Below are 9,626 nucleotides of genomic sequence, written 5' to 3' on the forward strand. Positions count from 1 at the left end.
TACGGGTCGGCGTCGGCATGGCGGCTGCGGGCCGGCACCGGCTGGTTGCGCGGCACGCCGATTTCGATCAGGTCGAGGTCGGGCGCCAGTTGCGCCAGCCGTTTCAGCGGCGCCGTGCGCCACGGCCACGGCCAGCGCCGCTGCGCCCGCCCCAGCACCAGCTTGGACAGGTTGTGGCTGCGCGCGTAGTCCAGCGCTGCCGCCGCCAGGTCGGCACCGGACAGCACGGCGGTGCTGGCGCCCAGGTCTTCGGCCAGCTTCAGCGTCTTCAGGATTTGTTCGCGCTGCGCCGCCGGCAGCCGTTGCAGCGCCGGCGTTTCGACGTACACCGCATGCCAGCCGGTGCCCAGCTGGCCGGCCAGCCGCGCCGTGCTGCGCACCGTGTGTTCGCCGCCTGCGCCGGGACCGACGCAGGCCAGCAAGGCTGCGCCGGTCTTCCAGATGTCGGCGATCGATTTTTCCACGCGGTAGGCGCGCACGTCGTCTTCGATGCGGTCGGCGGTGCGCCGCAAGGCCAGTTCGCGTAGCGCGATCAGGTTGCCCTTGCGGAAGAAGTTCTTCGAGGCGCGTTCGGCCTGCGCCGCCTGGTAGACCTTGCCGCTTTGCAGGCGCGCCAGCAGTTCATCGGCCGGCACATCGACCAGCACCACTTCGTCGGCCTGGTCGAACACGGTGTCGGGCACGGTTTCGCCGACCCGCACGCCGGTGATGCCGCCCACCACGTCGTTCAGGCTTTCCAGGTGCTGGACGTTGACGGTGGTGAGCACGTCGATGCCGGCGTCCAGCAGTTCTTCGATGTCCTGCCAGCGCTTCGGATGGCGCGAGCCGGGGGCGTTGCTGTGCGCCAGTTCGTCCATCAGGATCAGCGGCGGCTGCGCGGCCAGGGCGCCGTCCAGGTCGAATTCGGCGAGCTGCTTGCCGCGGTAGGCTACCTGGCGCGGCGGCAGCAGTGGCAGCCCGGCCAGCATGGCGGCGGTGTCGGCGCGGCCGTGGGTTTCCACCACACCGACCAGCAGCGGCTGGCCGTCGGCCTGCAGTTTGCGGGCGGCCGCCAGCATGGCGTAGGTCTTGCCGACGCCGGCCGAGGCGCCGAAGTAGATCCGCAGTTTGCCGCGCGCGGCCTTGCGCTCCTGCGCCTGCACCTGCGCCAACAGCGCATCGGGGTCGGGTCGTACGGAGTCGGTGGGGAACATGGCCATGCGCGGATTGTACCTTGTGGCTTAGCCGCGCGCCGGGACGTGGCTGGCTACCGCCGCCTGGTCCAGCGCCAGATTCAGCGCCAGCACGTTGACGCGCGCTTCGCCGAAGAAGCCGAACCACTGGCGCTGCTGTTCGCGGGCGATCAGCGCCAGCACCTGCTCGCTGCTGATGCGGCGTGCGGCGGCGATGCGGCCGGCCTGGTAGCGGGCGGCGGCCAGGCTGATCTCGGGGTCGAGGCCGCTGGCCGAGGCGGTCACCAGATCAACCGGGATCGCGGCGCTATTGGTTACGCCAACGGCGGTGTCGGCCGCGTGCAGCGCGTCGATGCGGCCTTTGACGGCGTCGATCAGGGCCGGGTTGGTCGGCCCTTGGTTGGCGCCGCCGGAGCCGGCCGCATTGTTTGGCATTGGCGCGGTGGCCGATGGCCGGCTCCAGAAGTATTGCGGCGAGGTGAAGGCCTGGCCGATCAGCGACGAGCCGACGGTTTTGCCGTTGACGCTCACCAGGCTGCCGTTGGCCTGGTCGGCAAACGCGGCCTGGCCGATGCCGGTCACGGCCAGCGGGTACAGCACGCCGCAGACCAGGGTCAGCGCGGCAAAGATGGTGAGGGCGGGACGCAGTTGCGATGCCATGACAGTTCCTTTCAAGCTCCCCGCGCGCGGGGAGCGGGGGTTAGACGAGGTTGAGGGCGGTCAGCACCAGATCGATGACCTTGATGCCGATGAACGGCAAAATGATGCCGCCGACGCCGTACAGCAGCAGGTTGCGGCGCAGCAGCGCCACGGCGCCGATGGCCCGGTACGGCACGCCCTTGAGCGCCAGCGGGATCAAGACCATGATGATCAGCGCGTTGAAGATCACCGCCGACATGATGGCCGAGGCCGGGCTGGCCAGGTGCATGATGTCGAGCGCCTTCAGCTGCGGGTAGGTGCCGACGAACGCCGCCGGGATGATGGCGAAGTATTTGGCGATGTCGTTGGAGATCGAGAACGTCGTCAGCGAGCCGCGCGTCATCAGCATCTGCTTGCCGATTTCAACGATTTCCAGCAGCTTGGTCGGGTTCGAATCGAGATCGACCATGTTGCCGGCTTCCTTGGCCGCTTGCGTGCCGGAGTTCATCGCCACCGCGACGTCGGCCTGGGCCAGCGCCGGGGCGTCGTTGGTGCCGTCGCCGGTCATCGCCACCAGCCGGCCTTCGGCCTGGTAGCTGCGGATCAGCTTGAGCTTGTCCTCGGGCGTGGCTTCAGCCAGGAAGTCGTCGACGCCGGCTTCGGCGGCGATTGCGGCGGCGGTCAGTTTATTATCGCCGGTGATCATCACGGTCTTGATGCCCATGCGGCGCAGCTCGGCGAAGCGTTCCTTGATGCCGCCCTTGACGATGTCCTTCAGTTCGACCACGCCCATCACGCGCTCGCCGTCGACCACCACCAGCGGCGTGCTGCCGCGGCGCGAGATGTCGTCGACGCTGCGCGCCACTTCGCTCGGGTATTTCTGGCCCAGCGCTTCGACGTACTGACGCACGGTGTCGGCCGCACCCTTGCGGATCGCGCGCGGGCCAATGTCGATGCCGGACATGCGGGTCTGCGCGGTGAACGGCACGAAGGTCGCGTTCAGGGTCGCCATTTCGCGTTCGCGGATGTTGAACTTCTGCTTGGCCAGCACCACGATGCTGCGCCCTTCCGGGGTTTCGTCGGCCAGCGACGCCAGTTGGGCGACGTCGGCCAGCTGCTGTTCGGTGACACCTGGCGCCGGCATGAAGGCCGAGGCCTGGCGGTTGCCCAGCGTGATGGTGCCGGTTTTGTCCAGCAGCAGCACGTCGACGTCGCCGGCCGCTTCCACCGCGCGGCCCGAGGTGGCGATCACGTTGGCTTGCATCATGCGGCTCATGCCGGCCACGCCGATGGCCGACAGCAGGCCGCCGATGGTGGTCGGGATCAGGCATACCAAGAGCGCGATCAGGACCGTGATCGTCACGGGCGTGCCAGCGCCGGCAGCGGCCACCGAGAACAGCGAGAACGGCAGCAAGGTCACGGTGACGATCAGGAACACGATGGTCAAGGCCACCAGCAGGATGGTCAGGGCGATTTCGTTGGGCGTCTTCTGGCGCTTGGCGCCTTCCACCATCGAAATCATGCGGTCGAGAAAGGTCTCGCCCGGATTGGCGGTGACTTTCACCACCAGCCAGTCCGACAGTACCCGCGTGCCGCCCGTGACGCTGGAAAAATCGCCGCCCGATTCGCGGATTACCGGCGCCGATTCGCCGGTAATCGCGCTTTCGTCGACCGAGGCCACGCCTTCGATCACCTCGCCGTCGATCGGGATCACGTCACCGGCTTCGACCAGGATGTAGTGGCCCTTGCGCAGGTCCAGCGCCGGCTGCGGCAGCCAGGTGGTGCCGTGCTTCGGCGTGGCCAGCTTCTTGGCGGTGACCGTTTGCTTCAGGCTGCGCAGCGAGGCCGCTTGCGCCTTGCTGCGGCCTTCGGCCAGCGCTTCGGCGAAGTTGGCGAACAGCACCGTGAACCACAGCCAGACGGCGGTGGCGGCGATGAAGCCGAACGGCGCTTCGCCCTTGCCCAGCAGCGCCTGCACCGCCAGCGCGGTGGTGATGATGCTGCCGACGTAGACCACGAACATCACCGGGCTGCGCAACTGGGTGCGCGGGTGCAGCTTGCGGAACGAGTCGGCGATGGCCGGCACCAGCAGCTGCGAATCGAACATATTCAGCTTGCGGGCCGGTGGATTGGTAAACAGGGTGGCGTCTTTTTGCGTTGTAGTAGACATGGTGATTCCTTATTGGGCAAACAGCTGCAGGTGCTCGACGATCGGGCCCAGCGCCAGCGCCGGCACGTAGTTCAGCACCCCGACCAGCACCACCACGCCGCACAGCAGGCCGATGAACATGCCGCCGTGGGTCGGCATGGTGCCGGCGTTGGCGTCGAGGCGTTGCTTGCCGGCCAGCGAGCCGGCGATGGCCAGGATCGGCACGATCATGGCGAAGCGGCCGAACCACATGGCGATCGCCAGCATGCTGTTGTAGAACGGCGTGTTGGCCGACAGGCCGGCAAACGCCGAGCCGTTGTTGTTGGCGGCCGAGCTGAACGCGTACAGGATTTCCGAGAAGCCGTGCGCGCCGGGGTTGGCAATGCCGGCCTTGCCGGCGTCGCACAGCACAGCGATGGCGGTGCCGGCCAGCACCAGCGTCGGCGTCACCAGGATGGCGATCGAGGTCATCTTCATTTCATAGGCCTGGATTTTCTTGCCCAGGTATTCCGGCGTGCGGCCGATCATCAGGCCGGCGATGAACACCGCCATGATGGCGAACACCAGCATGCCGTACAGGCCGGTGCCGACGCCGCCGAAGATCACTTCGCCGAACTGGATCAGCAGCATCGGGATCATGCCGCCCAGCGGCGTGAACGAGTCGTGCATGGCGTTGACGGCGCCGCATGAGGCAGCCGTGGTGACAGCCGCGAACAGCGTCGAGGCGGAAATGCCGAAGCGGGTTTCCTTGCCTTCCATATAGCCCATGCTCTGGTCGACGTTGAGCGCCTGCAGGCCCGGATGGACGCTTTGCTCGGCGCCCATCACCACGCAGGTGCAGACCACGAACAGCAGCGTCATGGCGCCCAGCACGGCCCAGCCCTGGCGGCGGTCGCCGACCATGCGGCCGAAGGCGAAGCACAGACCGGCCGGGATGATGAAGATCGCCAGCATCTGCAGGAAGTTGCTCAGCGCGGTAGGGTTTTCATACGGGTGGGCCGAGTTGGCGTTGAAGAAGCCGCCGCCGTTGGTGCCCAGCATTTTGATGGCTTCCTGCGAGGCGACCGGGCCCATGGCGATGGTCTGGGTGGTGGCGGTCAGCGTTTCGGTGACCGGCTGGCCCTTGGCGTCCAGCAGCGGCTGGCCGTCGGCGCCGACTTTCGGCTGGCTGTAGGTGACCGGGTCGAGCAGCTGCACTTCCTTGTACGGTGCGAAGTTCTGGATCACGCCTTGCGCCATCAGCACCACGGCCAGAATCAGCGACAGCGGCAGCAGGATGTACAGGGTCGAGCGCACCAGGTCGACCCAGAAATTGCCGATCGATTTGGCGGAGCGCGAGGCGAAGCCGCGGATCAGGGCGTAGGCGACGGCGATACCGGTGGCGGCCGAGAAGAAGTTCTGGCCGGCCAGCACCAGCATCTGGGTCAGGTAGCTCATGGTCTGTTCGCCGCTGTAGCCCTGCCAGTTGGTGTTGGCAACAAAACTGACGGCGGTGTCGAAGGCGGAGTCGGGCGAGACGTTGGCCATTGCCTGCGGGTTGAGCGGCAGCCAGATTTGCAGCCGTTGCAGCGCGTAGGTGACCAGTGTGCCGAGCACACTGAACGCCAGCAGCGACAGGGCGTAGGTTTTCCAGCCCTGGCCTTCTTGCGGGTTGACGCCGGCCAGACGGTAGATCAGGCGTTCAATTTTGGCCAGCCAGCCTAAGCCGCGCAGCGGGCTGGTGCCGGCGGCGTTACCGTCGCCGACCCGCGCCAGCACGATGCCGAGCGGCCAGGCCAGCGCCAGCAGCACCGCCAGGAACACGATCAGCAGGATTATCGATTGCATGCTCATCACAGATCCTCCGCTTTCAGCAGGGCCACCACCAGGTAGACCAGCAGGCCAGCGGCGGCGATCGCGCCGATCAGGTAGAACGTGTTCATGGCTGGCCTCCCAGTTTGGCGCAGCCGGCGGCCATGGCCACCGTCAGCAGGTAGAACAGCGCAATCGCGCCGATAAATACTATGTCCATCACACCCTCACAGGTCTTGTTTTGATAGCTTGAAGCTTAGCCAGAAGGGTCTAAAGATTTTGTAAAGACTTGCTGGCGGGGTGTAAACAAAGCGTAAAAATTTATTTTTTCTTTACGCCGGGGCGGCGACTCTTTAGAACATTTTTACGGGGGCTTGGCTACGCTGGTTCCATCGCAACCACCTTGGACTATCATGAATTGTTTACACGGCATCTGGGTGCCGCTGGCCACCCCCATGCGCCACGGCGAGATCGACCTGGCGCAGCTGCAACGGCTGGCCGATCGCGTGGTCGACGCTGGCACTCACGGCCTGGTGGTGTGCGGCACCACCGGCGAAGCGCCGCAGCTGGATCTGGCCGAGCAGAGCGCGGCGCTGGCGGCGGTGCTGGAGGTGGCGCACAAGCGCTGCCCGGTATTGATGGGCATCGGCGGCAGCGACACCTTTGCCGCCGCCAGCCGTGTGCTGGAATTCGACGACGCCGACCTGGCCGGCTATCTGGTGTCGACGCCGGCCTATGTGCGGCCGTCGCAGGAGGGGCTGGTGCGCCATTTCGAGACCATCGCCGACGCCACCGGGCGGCCGATCGTGCTGTACAACGTGCCGGCGCGCACCGGCGTGCAGCTGGAGCTGGACACCGCCCGGCGGCTGGCGCAGCGGCCGCAGTTTGCCGCCATCAAGGAGGCCGGCGGCAGCTTGCAGCAGATGACCGATCTGGTGCAGCAGACGCCGTTGTCGGTGCTGTGCGGCGACGATGTGTTGCTGTTTGCCGCGCTGTGCGGCGGCGCGCACGGTGCGATTTCGGCGTCGGCGCATCTCCGGACCGATTTGTATGTGCAACTGTTCGATCTGGTGCGCGCACAGCGGCTGGCCGAGGCGCGCGCCTTGGCGGCCGCCCTGCTGCCGATGATGCGGCTGCTGTTCTCGGAGCCGAATCCGGCGCCGCTGAAGGCGGCGTTGGCGATGCAGGGTTTGCTGCGCGACGAGCTGCGCTTGCCGATGGTGCGGGCCACCGACTCCTGCCGCCAGCAGTTGGCAGCCGCTCTCGAAGCGCTCGACGCGCTGCCGCTCTACCGGCCAGCCAAGGCCACGATGGCCGTCAACATGATGGAGGCCGTATGATCGTCGCCCTGACTGGCGAAGACGGCGACAGCGCCGTGGCCGATCTGGCCGAAGACCTGGCCATGCTGCGCGTCGCGGCCGGCAAACGGGTGCTGCTGGTCTCGCCCAATCCCCGCCCCTACGACGCCCAACTATTCGACGATCTGGTAATCGACGCCTCGCTGCGCAGCCAGGACACGGCGCTGGCCCGCGCCGGTGTCATCCTCGCCCTGCTGCGCCCCGAAGCGCTGGAGCGCGACGGTTGCGCCGAACTGCTGGCGCGCCTGAAGGTCATGCAAAGCGTGAATCCGTCCGCGCGCGTGCTGGTGACGGTGGCCCACGGCCGCCGCCCGCTGACCGCGCATCAAGCCGGCTGCGTGCTGGTGTTCGTCGCCCAACTGCCGCACGCACGCCTGGCCGACACGCTGGTGCTCGAAGACGGCCACGACACCTACCACTCACGCCACAGCGAACTGGAACTGCAAGCCTACAAGGAAGACGGCAAGCTGTGCGCGCCCGAAGTACGCCACCTCTACCGCGAGATTTTCCCGCAGCACAGCAGCTACCACCACCTCGGCGCCCTGCTGCCAAGATCCTGCCCGCTATGAAGCGAGAGGATATAGGGTGGGTGTCTGTTTTTTCGCGTTTTACTAAAACAGTCTAAATCGTACTATCTAATACTAGACAGCGATATTTCGCTCTAAGGGACGGTTGAGGGAACTAAAAATCTTGCAGGCGCTCTAACTTTAGTAAGCTTTAGAGCGATTTAGCATTGCGTAGTACTGTTTAGAGGCTTTTAGTAAAACCGCTTTTTAGGGAGACCCACCATGGCTACCCTTCAATTTCCCATGCGTCTTCCGGCCGACCTGCTGGTGGAACTGGGCGAACTCACCGGCATCCATTGGAACAGTTGGGAACTGGAGCCCGTTATCTGCGACGCCATCCGCCGCTACATGCAGCCGCCGGCCCCGGCCGCGCAGGAGCAGACCAGCCCGACCAGCGGCGCGGGCTATCAATGGAAGCAGCTATATCTGCCGGAGGGCACCAGACTGCGCGCCGCGTTCGGCCGCAAGCCCTACTTCGCCGTCGTCACCGGGACAGAGATCAAATGCGGCGAGCGCTTCGTCACGCCATCGGCCTTTGCCAACTTGCAGGGCGGGGGCAACCGCAATGCCTGGAAAGCCGTGTGGCTGCGCTTCCCCGGCAATGAGCAGTGGGTGCTGGCCGACGTCGCGCGATCCAGGCAACAAGCCGCGATCGCGCGCCTGTTCGCCGGCGCTGAAGGCTAGGCAAGCGCGCCGCCACCATTGCTGTGCGACGCGCGCCCAGCAGGCTTAGAACACCTTGCTGAAGGTCAGCTGCAACGCGGTCTTGCCGAGGAATTTGCCGTTGGCGGCCGAGGTATAGGCCGATGCCTGGGCGTTGGTGCCGATCACGGCCAGCGCGCCGGTCACCGCGCCGAAGTCCTTGGTCAGGCCCAGCTTCCAGTCGGTGTAGGAGGCGGCGTCGTTATGACGGACATTCTGGCGGCCGCCGTGCAGGTTGACCGTCCAGCCGTCGCCGGCGTCAATGTTGGCGCCGATGTCCAGATAGCCGCTGTTCTTGCTGTCGGCAAAGCCGAACAGATTGGTCACCGCGTGCGAGTACTTCACGTAAGCCGGGCCATAACCCAGCTGGCCATAGATCTCGGTGGTATTGGCGCTGACCGGCAAGCCATTCGAGGCATAAACATAGGTCAGCACACCGACGTCATACGCCACATCGGCCGTCACCTGGCCGCGCTTGCCGGCATACAGGTCCAGTTCCACATGGCCGTCGCCGCCCGCATCCTTGATCCAGGTGATGGTCGAGGCCCACGCGCCGGCGTACAGGCCGGTCGGATTGTTCACATAATCGGCGCCGCCCTGCAAGGCCGGCTGCAAGCGCGTCTGCGAAATGCCGCGATAACGGTAATCGCTGATCGCCGCCACGTTGAAGCTGACCGCGTTGTCCGGCACGGCGGCCGGCGTTGCTGCCGCGTCTTCGGCGTGCACGCCAGTGGTCAACATGGCAGCAACGGCTGCGGCGAGTGCTAATTTTTTCATGCTCTACTTTCTATCAGTGGTGGAAAACTTCGCGGTACAGCCCGTCCATATCGGCCGGGGCGGCGCCGCGAATAATGGTGCTGGCCAGCGTCGCCGACATCACCCGCGACGCATAGGCGCGCGCCGCGGCGCGCTCCTCGTCGCTGGGCGGGACGTCGCCGCCAACCAGGACAAACAGCACGCGCAGTCCTGGATTGAACATGCGCGCAGCATTCAGGCGGGCGATCAGCTTGTATTGGCTGGCCAGATCGACCTGTTGCGGCGTCACCGGTACGTCGATCGGCACAATCGCCAGCCGCGCGGCGATCAGCGCGGCGCGGCTGTCGGCCGTGTCGCGGCCCTCGGTGTCGATGACGATATCGTTGTAGCGGGTGCGCAGCAGCTCGAGCTCGCCTACCAACGCCCGCCCGCAGATGGCGCGTGCGGCCACCCGCGGCCGCACGCCGGCCGCCGCCAATTCGCCGCACCAGGC

11 protein-coding genes are annotated in these 9,626 nt (G+C 66.1%); 3 read left to right on the forward strand and 8 right to left on the reverse strand.

Annotated features, from left to right (window positions below):
- The 6 genes from GTP69_RS30200 to GTP69_RS31180 form a co-directional block, all read right to left on the reverse strand.
- Positions 1-1,193 (reverse strand): KdpD family sensor histidine kinase (locus tag GTP69_RS30200; protein WP_503826652.1); only part of this gene is annotated, 1,193 nt, incomplete at its 3' end.
- Positions 1,194-1,220: 27 nt separating this feature from the next.
- A complete protein-coding gene (kdpC, locus tag GTP69_RS30205; protein WP_161058332.1) occupies positions 1,221-1,832 on the reverse strand; it encodes a potassium-transporting ATPase subunit KdpC in 612 nt (203 codons plus the stop codon).
- 40 nt (positions 1,833-1,872) lie between these two features.
- Positions 1,873-3,981, reverse strand: a complete 2,109-nt coding sequence (kdpB, locus tag GTP69_RS30210) for a potassium-transporting ATPase subunit KdpB (RefSeq protein WP_161058333.1) — start codon at positions 3,979-3,981, stop codon at positions 1,873-1,875.
- 9 nt (positions 3,982-3,990) lie between these two features.
- On the reverse strand, positions 3,991-5,793 hold the full coding sequence (kdpA, locus tag GTP69_RS30215; RefSeq protein ID WP_161058334.1) for a potassium-transporting ATPase subunit KdpA: 1,803 nt from the start codon (positions 5,791-5,793) through the stop codon (positions 3,991-3,993).
- On the reverse strand, positions 5,793-5,882 hold the full coding sequence (locus GTP69_RS30220; RefSeq protein WP_161048189.1) for a potassium-transporting ATPase subunit F: 90 nt from the start codon (positions 5,880-5,882) through the stop codon (positions 5,793-5,795). The genes kdpA and GTP69_RS30220 overlap by 1 nt, the downstream gene beginning before the upstream one ends.
- Positions 5,879-5,971 (reverse strand): potassium ABC transporter ATPase, encoded by a 93-nt coding sequence (locus tag GTP69_RS31180; RefSeq protein WP_199240416.1) that lies wholly within the window; start codon positions 5,969-5,971, stop codon positions 5,879-5,881. The genes GTP69_RS30220 and GTP69_RS31180 overlap by 4 nt, the downstream gene beginning before the upstream one ends.
- Positions 5,972-6,164: 193 nt before the next feature.
- On the opposite strand from GTP69_RS31180, the gene dapA reads away from it, so the two are divergent.
- The 3 genes from dapA (at position 6,165) to GTP69_RS30235 (ending at position 8,359) form a co-directional block, all read left to right on the forward strand.
- The gene (gene dapA, locus GTP69_RS30225) at positions 6,165-7,091 is read left to right on the forward strand and encodes a 4-hydroxy-tetrahydrodipicolinate synthase (protein WP_202424636.1); all 927 of its coding nucleotides are present in this window, start codon (positions 6,165-6,167) and stop codon (positions 7,089-7,091) included.
- The gene (locus tag GTP69_RS30230) at positions 7,088-7,678 is read left to right on the forward strand and encodes a hypothetical protein (protein WP_161058335.1); all 591 of its coding nucleotides are present in this window, start codon (positions 7,088-7,090) and stop codon (positions 7,676-7,678) included. The genes dapA and GTP69_RS30230 overlap by 4 nt, the downstream gene beginning before the upstream one ends.
- A gap of 219 nt (positions 7,679-7,897) precedes the next feature.
- On the forward strand, positions 7,898-8,359 hold the full coding sequence (locus GTP69_RS30235; RefSeq protein WP_161058336.1) for a hypothetical protein: 462 nt from the start codon (positions 7,898-7,900) through the stop codon (positions 8,357-8,359).
- Positions 8,360-8,404: 45 nt separating this feature from the next.
- On the opposite strand, the gene GTP69_RS30240 is transcribed toward GTP69_RS30235, so the two are convergent.
- Positions 8,405-9,154 (reverse strand): TorF family putative porin, encoded by a 750-nt coding sequence (locus GTP69_RS30240; protein ID WP_161058337.1) that lies wholly within the window; start codon positions 9,152-9,154, stop codon positions 8,405-8,407.
- A gap of 13 nt (positions 9,155-9,167) precedes the next feature.
- A partial coding sequence (locus GTP69_RS30245; RefSeq protein ID WP_161058338.1) for a hypothetical protein occupies positions 9,168-9,626 on the reverse strand: 459 nt, incomplete at its 5' end.

The sequence above is a fragment of the Duganella levis genome, from assembly GCF_009857605.1.
Classification (GTDB): Bacteria; Pseudomonadota; Gammaproteobacteria; order Burkholderiales; family Burkholderiaceae_D; genus Rugamonas; species Rugamonas levis.

Coding starts and splice junctions, on each gene's coding strand:
- kdpC (WP_161058332.1), bottom strand. CDS start 1,832: ATGGCATCGCAACTGCGTCCCGCCCTCACCATCTTTGCCGCGCTGACC.
- kdpB (WP_161058333.1), bottom strand. CDS start 3,981: ATGTCTACTACAACGCAAAAAGACGCCACCCTGTTTACCAATCCACCG.
- kdpA (WP_161058334.1), bottom strand. CDS start 5,793: ATGAGCATGCAATCGATAATCCTGCTGATCGTGTTCCTGGCGGTGCTG.
- GTP69_RS30220 (WP_161048189.1), bottom strand. CDS start 5,882: ATGAACACGTTCTACCTGATCGGCGCGATCGCCGCCGCTGGCCTGCTG.
- GTP69_RS31180 (WP_199240416.1), bottom strand. CDS start 5,971: ATGGACATAGTATTTATCGGCGCGATTGCGCTGTTCTACCTGCTGACG.
- dapA (WP_202424636.1), top strand. CDS start 6,165: ATGAATTGTTTACACGGCATCTGGGTGCCGCTGGCCACCCCCATGCGC.
- GTP69_RS30230 (WP_161058335.1), top strand. CDS start 7,088: ATGATCGTCGCCCTGACTGGCGAAGACGGCGACAGCGCCGTGGCCGAT.
- GTP69_RS30235 (WP_161058336.1), top strand. CDS start 7,898: ATGGCTACCCTTCAATTTCCCATGCGTCTTCCGGCCGACCTGCTGGTG.
- GTP69_RS30240 (WP_161058337.1), bottom strand. CDS start 9,154: ATGAAAAAATTAGCACTCGCCGCAGCCGTTGCTGCCATGTTGACCACT.